We start from the raw sequence: 16,387 nt of genomic DNA, 5'->3' as shown, positions 1-16,387 counted from the left end.
CTCCTAGTACGCGAACGACAGTTGCTCTTCGGGTTCCGGTTCGCCCGGACCACCGGCCCTCGGTTTCGGGCCCTCGACCGGCGGATGCAGATCGTGCGGCGACGGGCCTTCGATCGCGTACCGGCGGATCAGGTAGAACCACACGACACCCAGAGCGCCGTACAGCAGCGTGAACACGATCAGCGACGTCAGGACGAGTCCGGCCGAATGATCCGACACGCCCTGGTCGACGGTGAGACGGATCAGGTCGACGCCGGTCGGGTTCGGTGCCACCACCCACGGCTGGCGACCCATCTCGGTGAAGATCCAGCCCGCACTGTTCGCCAGGAATGGTGTCGGAATCGCGATGAGGCACAGCCACTTGAACCACTTCTGGTCCGGGACACGGCCACCGCGGGTGGCCCACAGTCCGGCGAGAGCCAGCGCCAACGAGCCGGCCGCCAGGCCGATCATCGCGCGGAAGGACCAGTACGTGACGAACAGGTTGGGACGGTAGTTGCCGGGGCCGAACTTGTCGACGTACTGCGCCTGCAGGTCCTCGACACCCTGCAGCGTCACCCCGCTGAACTTGCCCTCCGCGAGCCACGGCAGCACGTACGGCACCTTGATCACGTGGGTGACGCTGTCGCAGTTGTTGTGGGTGCCGACCGTGAGAACCGAGAAGTCCGGGTCGGTCTCCGTGTGGCACAACGACTCCGCCGATGCCATCTTCATGGGCTGTTGCTGGAACATGAGCTTGCCCTGGACGTCACCGGTGTAGATCAGGCCGATGCCGGCGATGATCATGACGAGCATGCCGAGCCGCGCACCGGGCCGGAACATTTCACGCGCGTCCCGGACGAGGGTCTCGGCCTCCTCCGGCGCAGTGGTCTTGGACTTGCGCATGTTGCGCACCATCCACCAACCGGCGATGCCGACGACGAACGTCGACGCGGTCAGGAATCCGCCGGCCACCGCGTGGAAGTACGCGGCGATCGCGGTGTTGTTGCTCAGCAGCGCCCAGATGCTCTCGAGCTCGGCTCGTCCCGTCTCCGGATTGAACTTCGCGCCCACCGGATGCTGCATGAACGAGTTGGCGACGATGATGAAGTACGCCGACGCATTCACGCCGATCGCGGCCAGCCAGATGGTCGCGAGATGGACGCCCTTGGGCAGGCGGGTCCATCCGAAGATCCACAGACCGAGGAACGTCGATTCCAGGAAGAACGCGACGAGGCCCTCGAGCGCGAGCGGCGCACCGAATACGTCACCGACGAAGCGGGAGTACTCGCTCCAGTTCATGCCGAACTGGAATTCCTGCACGATGCCTGTCGCGACACCGATCGCGAAGTTGATGAGGAAGAACTTGCCGAAGAACTTGGTGAGGCGATACCAGTGGTCCTTCTTGGTCACCACCCACATGGTCTGCATGATCGCGACCAGTGGCGCCAGTCCGATCGTGAGCGGAACGAAGATGAAGTGGTAGACGGTGGTGATTCCGAACTGCCACCGGGAGACATCCAAGACATCCATGGCTACTCCGAAAACTCGGCCCGTAGGACAGGCTTCGGGGTCGAGACGTGGGCGTCCGCTCGATCCCTGTTCACAAAGCTACTGCGGGGCCAACGTCCCCGCAGCCGTTTGTTACTACGGAATGTAGTAGACCATCCGGTTCAAACCTAGCCGGGGTCAGCTGCAGCCGACCGTCTCCACCGCCAGATCGACCAATGAGGCCACGTCGTCGGCCTCGGGCGAGATCGGCAAGGCCAGCCCGTCCAAGGTGTGGACGCGGGCCGCCAGCGTGACACTCGAGATCAGCCAAACACCTTCCGCGGCAATGAGATCCGAGGGAAACAAGGGGGCGTACTCGCACGTGTAGCCCTTGTCCGGCGCCACCTCGAACAGAGCCTTCTGAGTGGTGCCGGGAAGGATGCTCTGGTCCCGCGGCGGAGTGATCAACGTCTTACCCCGGGCGATCACGACTGTCGAGCGCGGCCCCTCCAGGATCCGGCCTTCGCTGCTCGTGAAGACAACGTCGTCCGCGCCGCGCGCCTGCGCGTGCCGCAGGGCTGCCATGTTCGTCGCGTACGACAGTGTCTTCGCGCCCAACAGTTGCCACGGCGCGGTGGCCGACAGGTCGACCGAGAATCCGCGGCGCAGGGTCATCGCCGAGACGCCTTCACGTCGGGCCTGCCGCACTCGCTCGGCCAACGGCCCCACCGTGACGAACGCGGTCGGCGGGCCGCCGGCCTCACGCCCGCGACTGAGCACCAGACGCATCCACCCCTCGCGCTCGCTGCCCCACTCCCGGGCCGCGGCGTCCACGGCCCGGGACCACATCCCGCGTCCGGGCCACGGCAACTCGAGAGCCCGCGCCGACGCCTCCAGCCGATCCAGGTGCAGCGCGACCTTGCACGCTCTGCCCTCGCGCACCAGCAACGTCTCGAACACGCCGTCGCCGCGCACCACGGCGAGGTCGTCCACGTACAGGAGCGGCGTTTCCGCGTCGCGCACCTGCCCGTCCAGCGTCACCAGCACCTGCTCAACCATGCGCCCACCATAGCCAAAACCCGGTGCTACCTGCAGTTCCGACTCCGCTTCGCGACGCATGCCCGATTGCCGCTCATACAATGGGACCGTGGTCGACACCCCGTTCGTTGCATCCAGCCCAATTCTCTCCACACCCGGCGCCGTGCCTCCGCCCGAAGGATCACCCGACACCGGCGTCGCCTGGCACTACGGAGACCCCTTCGCCGAGCAGCGCGCCGCGACCCGAGCGGTCGCCGTCGTCGACCGCTCGCACCGGTTCGTGATCGCGCTCGCCGGCGACGAGCGCCTGACGTGGCTGCACACGATCTCCAGCCAGCACGTCGCGGCGCTGGCCGACCGCACGAGCGCCGAGAACCTGAGCCTCGACATCAACGGCCGGATCGAACACCACTGGGTACAAACGGACGTCGACGGCGTCACGTGGATCGACACCGAGACCGACCGCGGCCCCGAGCTGCTGAGCTTCCTGCAGAAGATGGTGTTCTGGTCCAAGGCCGATCCCCGGGACGGCAACGACATGTCCGTGCTGAGCCTGATCGGCCCCGACACGAACTCGCCTGCGATGCTCGCGGCCCTCGGGATCACCGAACTGCCGGGCGTCTACGAGGCGGTGTCGCTGGAGGGCGGCGGGTTCCTGCGCCGGATGCCGTGGCCCACCGACGACTCGTTCGACCTGCTGGTGCCGCGCGCCGACCTGACCCGCTGGTGGGCCACGCTCACCGAGGCCGGCGCCCGCCCGGCCGGGTCGTGGGCGTTCGAGGCGCTGCGCGTGGCCGCCTACCGACCGCGCGTCGGCATCGACACCGACGAGCGCACCATCCCCCACGAGGCCGGCTGGATCGGCGGCCCGGCCGAGCACGGCGCCGTGCACCTCGACAAGGGCTGCTACCGCGGCCAGGAGACCGTGGCGCGCGTGCACAACCTCGGCAAGCCGCCGCGGCACCTGGTGCTGCTGCAACTCGACGGCTCCGCCGAGGGCCGCCCCGAGGTGGGTGAGGCGGTGACCGCGGACGGCCGCGCCGTCGGACGGCTCGGCACCGTCGTCGACCACTTCGAGTGGGGCCCGATCGCGCTCGCGCTCGTGAAGCGGACCGTGCCGGTGGACACCGCGCTCGTGGCCGGCCCCTGCGCCGCGTCCATCGACGAGGACTCCGTGCCCCGGCACGACGAGGTCCAGGCGGGTCGGGAAGCCGTCGACCGGTTGCGCGGCCGCCGGTGACGGCGCGCGTCGAGGCAGTGTGCGTCGTGTTCGCCGAACGCGACGCGCCCAGCAGGCGATCGCCCCGCACGGCCATCGACAAGCGGCCCGTCGACGGTCCGGTGCGTGTCGAGGCGGGCGGGGTCACCGGCGACCACGTGTGCGACACCAAGTTCCACGGCGGCCGCGACAAGGCCGTCTACGCGTACTCCGCGGAGGAAGCGGACCGGTGGGGTGACGAGCTCGGCCGGGCGCTGCCCGCGGGCTGGTTCGGGGAGAACCTCCGGGTGGCTGGGATCGCGACCACCGACGCGGTGGTCGGTACCCGCTGGCGGATCGGCACCACCGAACTCGAGGTCACCGAACCCCGGGTGCCGTGCGGCACCTTCGCACACTGGAGCGGCGAACCGCAGTGGGCCAAGCGCTTCACCGAGCGCGCCGACGTCGGCACGTACCTGCGGGTGCTGGTGCCCGGACACCTGCAGGCCGGCGACCCGGTGGAGGTCCTGTCGGTCCCGTCGCACGGGGTGACCGTCCGCGACGTGTTCGCCGGCGCCGACCCCGATCGGCTGCGCGCCCTCCTGGCCGAGCAACCCGATCTCGCGGACGGGGCCGAGACCCGCGTCCGGAAGTTCCTGAACCGTCTGGGAGAGCAGGTGCCGTCGTGAGCGTCGAACTGGTCGAGGTGGTCCGATCGGGGTTCCGCGAATGCGTGCACCGGGGATCGCTGGTGGTGCTGGCGCCGGACGGCACGCCCACGATCTCGCTCGGCGAGGTGCACACCCCGATCTATCCGCGGTCGTCGAACAAGCCGATGCAGGCCGTGGCGCTGCTGCGCAGCGGGTTCGTCCCGCACTCGACCGAGGAACTGGCGATCGCGTCGGCGTCACACGAAGGCGAGGCCGACCAGGTCGAGCTGGTCGAGCAGCTCCTCAGACGCACGGGGCTCGACGAGACGTACCTGCAGTGCCCGCCGGATCTGCCCGCGAACGAGCTGGCCCGGGCGCGGGTCCTCGTGTCCGGCACGCCCCCGCGCACGGTCTACATGAACTGTTCGGGCAAGCATGCCGCCATGCTGGCCGCGTGCGCGGCCAACGACTGGCCCACCGACTCGTACCTCGACCCTCGCCACCCGCTGCAGCGGATCGTTGTCGAGACCGTCACCGAGATCAGCGGCGAGCCGGAGACCGAACTCGGCATCGACGGCTGTGGGCTGCCGATCATCCCGGTGTCGCTCACCAACCTGGCGCGCGCGTTCTCGCGCCTCGTCACCGCCGCGCCCGGCTCCCCGGAGCGATCCGTGGCCGACGCGATCCGCGCACACCCGCACGTGATCTCCGGGACCGGACGCGACGACGCGCGGCTGATGCCCGCGGTGCCGGGACTGCTGTGCAAGGCCGGCGCCGACGGCGTCCATGCCGGCGCCCTTCCCGACGGCACCGCGTTCGCGTTCAAGATCGACGACGGGCACGAGCGGGCGCGTCTGCCGTTGACGGCCGCGCTGCTGCACCGGCTCGGCGTGACGTGGTCGGAGGATCACGCCGCGTTGGCCTCGCAACCCGTCCTCGGCGGCGGGGCCAGGGTCGGCACCATCCGCGCCGTTCCCGGTGTGTTCTAGCCTGCACAGATTCGGCATCACACCAGCTCAAGGGGCCCGTGAGACAAATCAGACACCACGGGAGATGGGACCTGGAGGCGGAAGCGACTTTTCCACGCTAGAGTGTTGGGCAGGAAAACATTCAACACTCACGCGGGGCCGCCAAATTCCCCAGGCCGCCCCGCGAAAGCGCGAGGGGGTCAGCCATGGGCCGCGGCCGGGCTAAGGCAAAGCAGACCAAGGTTGCACGGGAGCTCAAGTACAGCTCGCCGTCCACGGATTTCGACAGCTTGCAACGAGAGCTCTCGAACGGCGGAGCACCGAGCTCGCCCCGCAACGGCGGAGTGATCGCGGACAAGCGCGCCGACGAGGATTCTCGCTCGCGCTGGGACGAGGACGACTACGACGACTGGCGTCGTTGACTGTCGTACTGACGTCACCTGACATACCTCGAGATGAGGGGGAGCCCGAGGGCTCCCCCTCATTTCGTGGTATTCGGCGTTCTCCGTAGCAGTCGGCGAGCACGTCCGCGTTCGAACCTGCCGCCAAAACACGACGTCCCCGGAACCTCTGCTCGAGGCTCCGGGGACGTCGTGTGGGTGCGTGTCAGAAGCGCGGGTGATCGCCCAGCAGGATGGCGCGAGCAGCGTCGGCGTCGGACGCCTTCTTGATGCTGCCGAGCGTCCAGCAGTCGATGTGGCGGGCCGTGAGAACGGCCAGCGCGCGGTCCACGTCCTCGGGCGCGACGATCGCGACCATGCCGACGCCCATGTTGAACGTCTGCTCCATCTCGGCGCGCTCGACGCGGCCGCGCTGCGCGATCATCGTGAACACCGGTGCCGGGCTCCAGGTGCCACGGTCGAGTTCCGCGACGAGGCCCTTGGGCATCACGCGCGCGAGGTTGTTCGCGAGGCCACCGCCGGTGACGTGGCAGAAGGTGCGGACATCGGTCTCGGCCGCGAGGGCGAGGCAGTCCTTGGCGTAGATCTTGGTGGGCTCGAGCAGCTCCTCACCGAGGGTGCGGCCGAACTCGTCGACGTGGCCGGTGAGCGACATGCGGTCGATCTCGAGCAGCACCTTGCGGGCCAGCGAGTAGCCGTTGGAGTGCAGACCCGACGCGCCCATACCGATCACGACGTCGCCCGGACGGACCCGGTCCGGCCCCAGCACCTGGTCAGCCTCGACGACGCCGACGCCGGTCGCAGACAGGTCGTAGTCGCCGTCCGCCATCACGCCGGGGTGCTCGGCCGTCTCGCCACCGAGCAGCGCGCAGCCGGCCTGGATGCAACCCTCGGCGATGCCGCCGACGATCTCCGCGACCCGCTCCGGCACGACGCGGCCGACCGCGATGTAGTCCTGCAGGAACAGCGGCTCGGCACCACACACGACGAGGTCGTCGACCACCATCGCGACGAGGTCGAGACCGACCGTGTCGTGCTTGTCCATCGCCTGCGCGACCGCGAGCTTGGTGCCGACGCCATCGGTGGACGCCGCGAGCAGCGGCTCCTTGTAGCCGCCCTTGAGCGAGAACAGCCCGGCGAAGCCGCCGAGACCGCCCATGACCTCGGGGCGGCTGGCCTTCTTCGCCAGCGGGGCGAACAGCTCGACTGCCCGGTCGCCCGCTTCGATGTCCACTCCGGCGGCGGCGTACGAAGCGCCCTGCGTGCGGGTACTGTCCTCGGTCATCGGTTTCTGGCTCCAGCCTTGATTTCGGTGAATGTCGACTTCGGCGCCAGCCGTCGTCGCGCATACGTGTACACGCGCAATCACCTCGATTGCGCCCTTACGCTACCGGAGTGCACAGAGCACACCGGTAGCGTCCTGCGAACTAGGGACGGGACAGCGCGTCGGCGTTGTCGTTGTCGTGCCTGATCGCGGCGCCCGCGGCGGACTCCAACATCCCCTCGAGGACGTTCTTGCCGATGCCCTCGTTGGGCAGCGCGATCGGGTAGGTGCCGTCGAAGCAGGCCGCGCACAGCCGCGAGCGGGGCTGCTCGGTGGCGGCGACCATCCCGTCGATCGAGATGTAGCCGAGCGAGTCGGCACCGATCGAGCGGCGCACCCCCTCGAGCATCTCCTCGAACGTGTCGTTCACACCGCTGCCCTCGGCGCCGTTCGCGATCAGCTCGGCGGGCGAGGCGAAGTCGATGCCGTAGAAGCAGGGCCACTTGACCGGCGGGGACGCGATACGGACGTGGATCTCGAGCGCCCCGGCCTCGCGGAGCATCCGGATCAGGGCGCGCTGCGTGTTGCCCCGCACGATCGAGTCGTCGACGACGACGAGGCGCTTGCCGCGGATGACTTCCTTGAGCGGGTTCAGCTTGAGGCGGATACCGAGCTGACGGATCGTCTGGGACGGCTGGATGAAGGTGCGGCCGACGTAGGCGTTCTTCATCAGACCCTGGCCGTACGGGATACCCGAGCCCTGCGCGTAACCCACCGCGGCAGGGGTGCCGGACTCCGGCACCGGGATCACCAGGTCGCCCTCGGCGGGGTGCTCCTTGGCGAGGCGGCGGCCGATCTCGACGCGGGTCGAGTGCACCGAACGCCCGGAGATGACGCTGTCGGGGCGCGCCAGGTACACGTACTCGAACACGCAGCCCTTCGGCTCCGGGTTCGCGAAGCGGGACGACCGGACGCCGTCGGCGTCGATCGCGAGCAGCTCGCCGGGCTCGATCTCACGCACGAACGACGCGCCGACGATGTCGAGTGCGGCGGTCTCGCTGGCGACGACCCAGCCGCGGTCGAGCCGGCCCAGGCACAGCGGTCGGATGCCGTGCGGATCGCGCGCCGCGTACAGCGTGTGCTCGTCCATGAACGTCAGGCAGAAGGCGCCGCGCAGCGTCGGCAGCAGCGTCATCGCGGCCTGCTCGAGCGTGCTGTCGGCGGCGGCGTGCGCCAGCAGCGCGCCGACGATGTCGGAGTCCGACGTCGCCGCGCCGGGGCGCTTCTCGTTGATCAGTCCCGCCTCTCGGGCGCGCTGCGCGAGCTCGGCGGTGTTGACGAGGTTGCCGTTGTGGCCCAGCGCGACACCGGTGCCGGCGGCGGTGGTGCGGAAGATCGGCTGCGCGTTCTCCCACGTGGTGGAACCGGTGGTCGAGTAGCGGCAGTGGCCGACGGCGACGTGCCCCGGCATTGCGCCGAGGGTCTGTTCGTCGAACACCTGACTGACCAGGCCGAGGTCCTTGAAGACCAGCACCTGCGAGCCGTCCGCGACGGCGATGCCGGCGGCCTCCTGGCCACGGTGCTGGAGGGCGTAGAGCCCGTAGTACGTGAGTTTGGCGACGTCCTCGCCCGGCGCCCAGACGCCGAAGACGCCACACTCTTCGCGAGGTTCGTTCTCGTCCTCGTCCGGGGCGGTCGTAGCGAGGAGGTTCCGACTGTTGACCGACAATTCGGCACGAGTCACGGCAGGCGCTCCCTTAGGGGATTCGGTGCGGGGGGCGTGCCCCATTCTAACGACCGATGCGAACTGTTTCGACGGTCGGTGCACTGGATCACGTCGAAGCGACATGGATCACAGCCCGTTCACAGCCGCAACAACGGCAACCAGTGACCGATCTCCCCCGCCCGACTGCCCGACGCGTCGAGCGAACCGGCGGTGACGGCGTCGTCGAATCCGAGCAGCCCGGTCACCATCAGCAGCCAGGTGAAGGGATCGGTCTCGACGACGTTCGGCGGCGTGCCGCGCGTGTGTCGCGGCCCCTCGATGCACTGCACCGCGACGAACGGCGGCACCCGCACCTCGACACTCGAACCGGGAGCGACCTGCTCGAGGGTGCGGGCGCTGAGCCGCACCGCGGCCGCCAGGTCGGTGCGGGCGGGCCTGTCCTCGACCTCGCCGCGCAGCCACGGCCCGACCACGAGGAGTGCACTGCGGAGCTCGGCGGGATCGACGGCGCGACGGGCAGGCATGCGCGCCAATCTATCGAGCCGGTCGCGCACCATCGGAACAAGCCCGCGCACACCGCGGTTGCACCAGCCATGAGCACCGACGTCGACGCCCAGCGCCCGCTTCTCGATGTCGTTGCATCGCAGAACAAAGCGATTCTCGCGACCCTCAAGCGCGACGGGCGCCCTCAACTGTCGAATGTCCTGTACGCATGGGATCCGGAGACGCGCACCGCCCGAGTCTCGGTCACCGCGGACCGGGCCAAGACCCGCAACGCCGCCCGCGACCCGCGGGTGTCCCTGCACGTGAGCGCACCGGACTTCTGGACTTACGCCGTCGTCGAGGGCGACGCCGAACTGTCCGCGGTCGCGGCCGATCCGCACGACGCGGCCGTCGACGAACTCGCCGAGACCTACCGTGCCGCCACCGGACGCGAGCACGAGGACTGGGACGAGTTCCGACGCGCGATGGTCGTGGAGCGACGCCAGGTGCTGCGCGTCCGCGCCGACCGCGCTTACGGCATAGCCGGTCTTCCCTGACGGTCCGCGGCGAAGAACGCTCCGCGACAAGCCAATCCACGACGACCACGGACCGTGTGCCACACGGAGACGAAGCGGCCTACATTCGTCGCATGGACCTGCGCCAGTTGGAGTACTTCCTCGCCGTCGTCGACTGCGGCGGGGTGACCCGAGCGGCGGAGCGACTGCGCGTCGCGCAGCCCTCGCTGTCACAAGCGGTACGCAAGCTCGAGAAAGACCTCGACACCGAACTCTTCCACCGCGTCGGCCGCGGACTGGTCCTCTCCCCCGCCGGGGAGGCCCTGGTCGGCCCGGCGCGCTCTATTCTGCGCGACGTCAAGGCCGCCGAGGACGCCGTGCGCGACGTGGCCGCCATGCGCGGCGGCCGGATCGACATCGCGTCGCTTTCGGACCTGTCGTCGGACCCGCTGTCGGTATGGGTGGCCAAGTTCCGCCGCCTGTATCCGGGCGTCCGTTTCCACATCGAGGAACGCGACGAGACCGCCGACGTGGTGGCACTCGTCAAATCGGGAGCCTGCGAACTCGGCATCCTCTCGCTCCCACTCCCCACCGAAGACGTCGAGGGCGATGCGCTGATCGATCAGCGACTGGTACTGGTTTGCCCGCCGGGAACCGACGCGCAGTGGCCCGAGTGCGTTCCCATCGAGCAACTCTCCCGCGTCCCGTTCGTGATGGGCGAGCGCGGAACCGCGACTCGCGACTTCATCGAGCGGTCCCTGCGGGAGAACGGCGTCGAACCCGACGTCGCGGTGGAAGTGCGCCAGCGCGGCGCCGTGCTGCCGATCGTCCTCGCGGGCGGCGGGGTGTCGATCGTCCCGCTGCGCACCGGACTCGACGCGCTGCTGCGCGGCGGCGTGGTACGCGAACTGTCGCCGAAACTGACCCGGCAGATGGGCGTGATCCGCCGACCAGGTCGAACGACGCCGGCGGCGATCGAGTTCCTCGCTTGCGCCCGAGCATCTTTCGAGGAGTTCGCCCGGACGGTCGCCGTGCGCATGTCGGAGGGGATGTCCCTGATCGAAGCCGCGAAGTTGGCCCGCGCCGAGAGCGACGACGTGATGCGTGTGGAGACCCTCCGCGGAGGCACCATGACCCATAGGAAATTGCAGTAGATTCCGTGCCTTTTCGTCTTTGACCCAATCGATTCGGACGCCTTGAATCGTGTGCAGCAAGTCACATGCCACATCGCGAGTTGCAGCCACCACCTTCCGGGGTGACCGCCCCCGGCACGGCCCAACTCGCGTTCGCGGTGAGACGTTCCGATCGTCCCCGGAAGGGGCCACATGTCAGAGACCACACTGCCGACGACACCGTCGGCCGCACCCTCAGGGTCGACCACCATGAGGCGAGCCTGGATCATCGTCGGCCTGCTCGTTCTCTTCATGCTCATCAACCATGCGGACAAGTCCGTCATCGCCTTCGCGGGCGTGCAGATCCAGAAGGATCTCGGGCTGAGCTCGCAGCAGTTCGGGCTCTTGCAGAGCAGCTTCTTCTGGCTGTTCGCGGCGGGCGCACTGTTCTTCGGCTGGCTCTCCTCGCGGGTGAGCCTCCGCTGGCTGCTCGCCGGCCTGATGCTGATCTGGGTCGCAACGATGATCCCGCTTCTCGGCACGGTCAGCTTCGGTGTCCTCATCGCCTGCCGCGTGATCCTCGGGTTCGCCGAGGGTCCCGCGTTCGCACTGGCCAACCACGCCGCGCACTCCTGGTTCCCGCCGGAGAAGCGGGCGATGGCGGGCGGTTTCGTCTCCGCGGGCGCCTCGATCGGCGCCCTGATCGCGGCGCCTGCGCTCACCTTGATCATCTCCCAGTGGAACTGGCACGCAGCGTTCTATGTGCTCATCGCGATGGGCGTCCTGTGGGCGGTGGCGTGGCTGATCCTCGGCCGCAGCGCCGGCGACGACGGCGCGGCACCGGTGTCCACGGTCGTGGTCGAGACGGTCGACGCGCCGTACATGACGATCCTGAAGACCGGCACCGTCGTCGGCATCGCGGTGCTGATGTTCAGCTCGTACTGGTCCACCACGTTGAAGATCGCCTGGCTGCCCGTCTATCTCCAGGAAGGCCTGGGCTACGACACGGCCACCACCGGCCGGCTCATGATGCTGCCGTACGGGCTCGCCGCAGTCGGCGCCATCGGCGCGGGCTGGGTCTCCGGCCGGCTGATCTCGCGGGGCGTCTCCCGCAGGGTCGCCCGTGGCTACTTCAGCGCGGCGCTCGTCGCCGGCGCCGGAATCGCGATGGCCGGGTTCACCCTGCTCCCGCAGGGCGGACTGCAGCTGGTCCTGATCGCCCTCGCCTTCTCGCTGAACACCGCGGCCTTCGGCGTGGCGCTCTCGGCGATCGCCGACGTCGTCCAGGCGAAGAAGCGCGGCATGGTGCTCGGCATCCTCTCGGCGATCGCGAGCATCTCCGGGATGGTCGCCCCGCTCGTCCTCGGCTTCGCCGTCGGCTCCTCGGTCGACAAGATCACCGGCTACGCGATCGGCTTCGAGTCCAGCGGCGCCCTGATGATCGTCGGCGCGATCATCGCGGTCTTCCTGGTCAACCCCGAGCGCGACATCGCCCTCATCCGCCGTCGAGCCGAGGAGACAGCATGATCGACAAGCCGCTCGACGGTGTCCGCGTCGTCGACTTCGGACAGTTCATAGCGGCGCCGGCCGCGGCCCAGGTACTCGTGGACCTCGGCGCCGACGTCGTCAAGATCGAACCGCTGCACGGTGAATCCGCGCGCGGCATCGGCCCGCACGGTGAGGCGATGGTCCAGAACTACAACCGCGGCAAGCGCGCGATCGCACTCGACCTGAAGGACCCGCGCGGCCAGCGGATCGCCCGCGAACTGATGGCCCGCGCCGACATCGTCGTCCAGAACCTGCGACCGGGCGTCATGGACGCGCTCGGCCTCGGCGCCGAACGGGTCCGCAGCGAACACCCCCATCTCGTGTACGCCACCGTCAGCGGGTTCGGCCTGCACGGCCCCTCCCGCACCCGAGCCGGACTCGACATCGCCGCGCAGGCGGAGAGTGGCCTGATGTGGGTGACGGGAGAGGCGGCCGGCGAACCGCAGAAGATCGGGGCCCAAATCGTCGATTCCGCAACGGCATACGTATGCGCCCAGGCAATTCTCGCGGCATACATCCGGATGCTGCGCACCGGTGAAGGAGACACCATCGAGGTGTCCCTGCTGGACGTCGCGATTCACATGCAGGCCCCGAACTGGGGCGCCTACCTGTCCACGGGCATCGAACCCATCCGGATGGGCAACGGTCAGCCCACCGTGGCTCCTGCGGCGGACGTCATGCCGACCAGCGACGGCAACATCGTGGTGTCCGCCTACTCGGAGGTCCACTTCCGCCGACTGTGCGGCTTGCTCGGCCGTCCGGAACTCGCCGACGACGCACGATTCGTGGACAACCCTGCGCGAGTGCAGAATCGGCCCGCTCTGCTGGCCGAACTGCGCGGCGCGTTCGCGACGATGACCAGTGCCGAGGCGATGGACCTGCTGTCCACCAACGGGGTCGTCGCCGGACGGATCAACACGTACCCGGAGGCGATGCGCAGCCCCGACGTCGAGGCCTCGGGCATCTTCGTCGACGTCACCCAGCCGGACGGGGTCGGTGCCAAGGCACTCGGCACGCCCTGGCACCTGGCGAGTATCCCGAAGACGTCGTCGGCGGGCGCGCCCGCCCTGGGCCAGCACACCACCGAGATCCTGCGTGAACTCGACTACTCCCGCGAGACGATCGGCGCGCTCGCAACCGACCGTGTCGTCGGCATCGCGTCCTGACGTCTCGCCGCTCTCTTCCCCCTCATTCCGTTCGAAGGAAACATCATGCAGCGCACCATCTTCACCGAGGATCACGACGCGTTCCGCGACTCGGTCCGCCAGTTCATCGCCAAGGAGATCACGCCGAACCTCCCCGACTGGGAGGCCGAAGGATTCATTCCCCGCGATTTCTACAAGAAGACCGCGGAGATCGGGATCAACGGCCTGCAGGTGCCCGAAGAGTACGGCGGCGGCGGGATCGACAGCTTCCTGTTCAACACCGTCGTCTACGAGGAGATCGGCTACGCCGCGGCCTCGCTCGGCGGGTTCCAGGTGCACCTGAACACCGTGCTGCCGTACTTCCTGGAATACGCGAACGAGGAGCAGCGCGAGCGCTGGTTCCCGGGCTTCGCCGACGGCAACCTCGTCAGCGCGATCGCTATGACCGAACCCGGCATCGGCTCAGACCTGGCCGGCGTCGCCACCACCGCGGTGCGGGACGGCGACGACTTCATCCTCAACGGCAACAAGACGTTCATCACCGGCGGCATCAACGCCGACCTGGTGATCGTCGTGGCGCGCACCTCCAAGGACCCGGAGAACCGCCGCAAGGGGCTGTCCCTACTCGTCGTCGAGGCCGGCATGCCCGGCTTCATCCGCGGCCGCAACCTGCACAAGATCGGCATGAAGTCTTCCGACACTGCCGAATTGACGTTCGACAACGTGCGGGTGCCGGCGTCGAACCTGCTCGGCGAGGAAGGCGCGGCGTTCGGGATGCTCGGGAACAACCTGCCGCAGGAGCGGCTGTCGATCGCGATCACCGGCCTGGCGACCGCCACCGCCGCCGTGAACCTCGCGGTCGAGTACGCCCACGAGCGCCAGGTGTTCGGCAAGCCCCTCGCCGACTTCCAGAACACCAAGTTCGTGCTCGCCGAGTGCGCGACGGATCTGCAGGCCGGCCAGTCGATGGTCGACCAGGCACTGATCGCCCTCGACAACGGCACCCTCACCCCCGCCGACGCGGCGAAGGTGAAGCTGTTCTGCACCGAACTGCAGGCCCGGGTGATCGACAAGTGCCTGCAGCTGCACGGCGGCTACGGCTACATGACCGAGTACCCGATCGCCCGCCTGTACGCCGACGCCCGCGTCACCCGAATCTTCGGTGGCACAAGCGAGGTCATGAAGAGCGTCATCTCGAAGTCGATGGGCCTCTGACCCCACTTCCCCCGACGTCGGTTCCCGGCGGACGTGCCCCCGCCGGGAACCGCACCCCCCTCACCCCAGTCAGAAGGATCATCTCGTGCAGATCAAGGACATCAACGCCGTCGTCACCGGCGGCGCATCGGGTCTCGGACTGGCCACCGCAGCCAGGCTGGTCGAATCCGGTGCAACCGTCACCCTCCTCGACCTTCCGAACTCGGCCGGAGCCGAACAGGCGGAGGCACTCGGGCCCGCCGCGCGGTTCTTGCCGACCGACGTGACCGACTCGGAGGCCGTGGCAGCGGCTTTCGCGACCGCCGCCGAACGCGGCCCCGTGCGGGCCGTCATCCACTGCGCCGGGCGCGGGCGGCCGATGCGTATCCTCACAAAGGAGGGCAAGGCCGCGGACCTCGAGCCGTTCGAGTCCGTCGTTCGCCTCAACGTCATCGGCACGTTCAACGTGCTCCGCTTCGCGGCGGAGACGATGGCCGCCAACGACGTCCACGACGGCGATCGTGGTGTGTGCGTCCTGACCGCCTCGGTTGCCGCCTACGAGGGCCAGATCGGACAGATCAACTACGCAACCTCCAAGGCCGGCGTGGTGGGCATGACCCTCCCCGCCGCACGCGACCTCGCGAGCGTCGGCATTCGGGTCTGCACCATCGCGCCCGGTGTGTTCGCCACGCCACTGCTGCTGAACGCGCGTGACGACATCCGCGAGGCACTGGCGGCATCGGTCCCGCATCCGCAGCGACTCGGCGAGCCGACCGAATTTGCCTCACTTGCAGCCCACATCATCGAGAACGGGATGCTCAACGGCGAGACGATCCGCCTCGACGGCGCGATCCGGATGGCACCCCGATGACCACCGACGACCGGTCAGGGGTCCACACCGAGCGCCGCGGCGCGGTCCTCGTCATCACCCTGAATCGTCCGGCTGCACGCAACGCCGTGAACCAGGCTGTGTCCCAGGAAATTGCCGCATCGATCGACCAACTCGAGGCCGATCCCGCTCTGAGCGTCGGGATCATCACCGGGGCTGGCGGCTATTTCTGCGCCGGGATGGATCTCAAGGCGTTCCTGCGCAGCGAGAGCCCCCGGATCGAGGGCCGCGGTTTCGCGGGGCTCACCGAGGCCCCGCCCAGCAAGCCGCTGATCGCCGCGGTCGACGGGCCCGCACTGGCCGGCGGATTCGAGATCGCCCTCGCCGCAGACCTGATCGTGGCGTCGGAGACAGCGACCTTCGGGCTCCCCGAGGTCCGCCGCGGACTCGTCGCCGCCGCAGGCGGTCTCACCCGACTACCGGCACGCATGCCACGGGCGATCGCCCTGGAGTTGGCGCTGACCGGACGGAACGCGACGGCGACGGAACTGCATCACCACGGACTCGTCAACCAACTCGCGCGGGAGGGATACGCGCTCGAGGCTGCACTCGAGTTGGCCGAGCGGATCGCTGCCAACGGCCCGCTCGCCGTCCGCGCCAGCAAGCGCGTCATCGACGAATCCCCGTCCTGGAATGCGGACGAGATATTCACCCGCACACGCGAAATCGTGATGCCGATATTCGCCACGAACGACGCCCGCGAAGGCGCCGCCGCGTTCGCCGAGCGACGCACTCCCGTGTGGACTGCGTCGTGACCACCCGGACTGTTTTCAGAAGGAGAAGACC

16 protein-coding genes are annotated in these 16,387 nt (G+C 68.7%); 11 read left to right on the top strand and 5 right to left on the bottom strand.

All coding sequences use genetic code 11. The annotated features are described in order from the left end of the window. Window positions 1–3: 3 nt before the first annotated feature. Together ACQ5DX_RS01865 and ACQ5DX_RS01860 are read right to left on the bottom strand one after the other, a co-directional pair. Window positions 4–1,512: a cytochrome ubiquinol oxidase subunit I gene (locus ACQ5DX_RS01865; protein ID WP_430331001.1), complete on the bottom strand. Its 1,509-nt coding sequence runs from the start codon at window positions 1,510–1,512 to the stop codon at window positions 4–6. 156 nt (window positions 1,513–1,668) lie between these two features. Beyond that, window positions 1,669–2,529: an aminodeoxychorismate lyase gene (locus ACQ5DX_RS01860; RefSeq protein ID WP_430331000.1), complete on the bottom strand. Its 861-nt coding sequence runs from the start codon at window positions 2,527–2,529 to the stop codon at window positions 1,669–1,671. A gap of 88 nt (window positions 2,530–2,617) precedes the next feature. On the opposite strand from ACQ5DX_RS01860, the gene ACQ5DX_RS01855 reads away from it, so the two are divergent. From ACQ5DX_RS01855 to ACQ5DX_RS01840, 4 genes are all read left to right on the top strand, one after another. Continuing rightward, entirely contained in the window at window positions 2,618–3,748 is a 1,131-nt protein-coding gene (locus ACQ5DX_RS01855; RefSeq protein WP_430330999.1) for a YgfZ/GcvT domain-containing protein, read from the top strand. Then, window positions 3,745–4,395 carry an MOSC domain-containing protein gene (locus ACQ5DX_RS01850; protein ID WP_430330998.1) on the top strand — a complete coding sequence of 217 codons (651 nt, stop codon included), beginning with the start codon at window positions 3,745–3,747 and terminating at the stop codon, window positions 4,393–4,395. The genes ACQ5DX_RS01855 and ACQ5DX_RS01850 overlap by 4 nt, the downstream gene beginning before the upstream one ends. Then, complete coding sequence (locus ACQ5DX_RS01845) at window positions 4,392–5,345, top strand: asparaginase (RefSeq protein WP_430330997.1); 954 nt, start codon at window positions 4,392–4,394, stop codon at window positions 5,343–5,345. Before ACQ5DX_RS01850 ends, ACQ5DX_RS01845 begins: the two co-directional genes overlap by 4 nt. Before the next feature lie 185 nt (window positions 5,346–5,530). Further along, a complete protein-coding gene (locus ACQ5DX_RS01840; RefSeq protein ID WP_420164835.1) occupies window positions 5,531–5,746 on the top strand; it encodes a DUF3073 domain-containing protein in 216 nt (71 codons plus the stop codon). 184 nt (window positions 5,747–5,930) lie between these two features. Here the strand turns inward: ACQ5DX_RS01840 and purM are convergent, their stop codons facing one another. The 3 genes from purM to ACQ5DX_RS01825 all read right to left on the bottom strand — a co-directional run bounded on the left by purM (window position 5,931) and on the right by ACQ5DX_RS01825 (window position 9,239). After that, complete coding sequence (gene purM, locus ACQ5DX_RS01835) at window positions 5,931–7,010, bottom strand: phosphoribosylformylglycinamidine cyclo-ligase (protein WP_430330996.1); 1,080 nt, start codon at window positions 7,008–7,010, stop codon at window positions 5,931–5,933. A 142-nt stretch (window positions 7,011–7,152) separates the two neighbouring features. Further along, window positions 7,153–8,733 (bottom strand): amidophosphoribosyltransferase, encoded by a 1,581-nt coding sequence (gene purF / locus ACQ5DX_RS01830; RefSeq protein WP_430330995.1) that lies wholly within the window; start codon window positions 8,731–8,733, stop codon window positions 7,153–7,155. 119 nt (window positions 8,734–8,852) lie between these two features. Continuing rightward, window positions 8,853–9,239, bottom strand: a complete 387-nt coding sequence (locus ACQ5DX_RS01825; RefSeq protein ID WP_430330994.1) for a sterol carrier family protein — start codon at window positions 9,237–9,239, stop codon at window positions 8,853–8,855. Window positions 9,240–9,308: 69 nt separating this feature from the next. Here ACQ5DX_RS01825 and ACQ5DX_RS01820 point away from each other — a divergent pair, with 69 nt between their 5' ends. From ACQ5DX_RS01820 to ACQ5DX_RS01790, 7 genes are all read left to right on the top strand, one after another. Beyond that, window positions 9,309–9,755, top strand: coding sequence for a PPOX class F420-dependent oxidoreductase (locus ACQ5DX_RS01820; RefSeq protein ID WP_430330993.1), 447 nt, complete (start codon window positions 9,309–9,311; stop codon window positions 9,753–9,755). Between the two features lie 92 nt (window positions 9,756–9,847). Continuing rightward, complete coding sequence (locus tag ACQ5DX_RS01815) at window positions 9,848–10,867, top strand: LysR family transcriptional regulator (protein ID WP_430330992.1); 1,020 nt, start codon at window positions 9,848–9,850, stop codon at window positions 10,865–10,867. 171 nt (window positions 10,868–11,038) lie between these two features. Then, a complete protein-coding gene (locus ACQ5DX_RS01810) occupies window positions 11,039–12,352 on the top strand; it encodes an MFS transporter (RefSeq protein WP_430330991.1) in 1,314 nt (437 codons plus the stop codon). Next, window positions 12,349–13,539, top strand: a complete 1,191-nt coding sequence (locus ACQ5DX_RS01805; RefSeq protein WP_430330990.1) for a CaiB/BaiF CoA transferase family protein — start codon at window positions 12,349–12,351, stop codon at window positions 13,537–13,539. The genes ACQ5DX_RS01810 and ACQ5DX_RS01805 overlap by 4 nt, the downstream gene beginning before the upstream one ends. Window positions 13,540–13,584: 45 nt before the next feature. Beyond that, the gene (locus ACQ5DX_RS01800) at window positions 13,585–14,733 is read left to right on the top strand and encodes an acyl-CoA dehydrogenase family protein (RefSeq protein ID WP_430330989.1); all 1,149 of its coding nucleotides are present in this window, start codon (window positions 13,585–13,587) and stop codon (window positions 14,731–14,733) included. An 85-nt stretch (window positions 14,734–14,818) separates the two neighbouring features. Further along, a complete protein-coding gene (locus ACQ5DX_RS01795) occupies window positions 14,819–15,583 on the top strand; it encodes an SDR family NAD(P)-dependent oxidoreductase (RefSeq protein ID WP_430330988.1) in 765 nt (254 codons plus the stop codon). Continuing rightward, the gene (locus ACQ5DX_RS01790) at window positions 15,580–16,356 is read left to right on the top strand and encodes a crotonase/enoyl-CoA hydratase family protein (protein ID WP_430330987.1); all 777 of its coding nucleotides are present in this window, start codon (window positions 15,580–15,582) and stop codon (window positions 16,354–16,356) included. Before ACQ5DX_RS01795 ends, ACQ5DX_RS01790 begins: the two co-directional genes overlap by 4 nt. The last annotated feature ends 31 nt before the right edge of the window (window positions 16,357–16,387 follow it).

Origin of the sequence: Rhodococcus sp. ACT016 (assembly GCF_050477185.1) — a bacterium.
Lineage (GTDB): Bacteria > Actinomycetota > Actinomycetes > Mycobacteriales > Mycobacteriaceae > Prescottella.
This window is presented reverse-complemented; position numbering and strand designations above follow the sequence as displayed.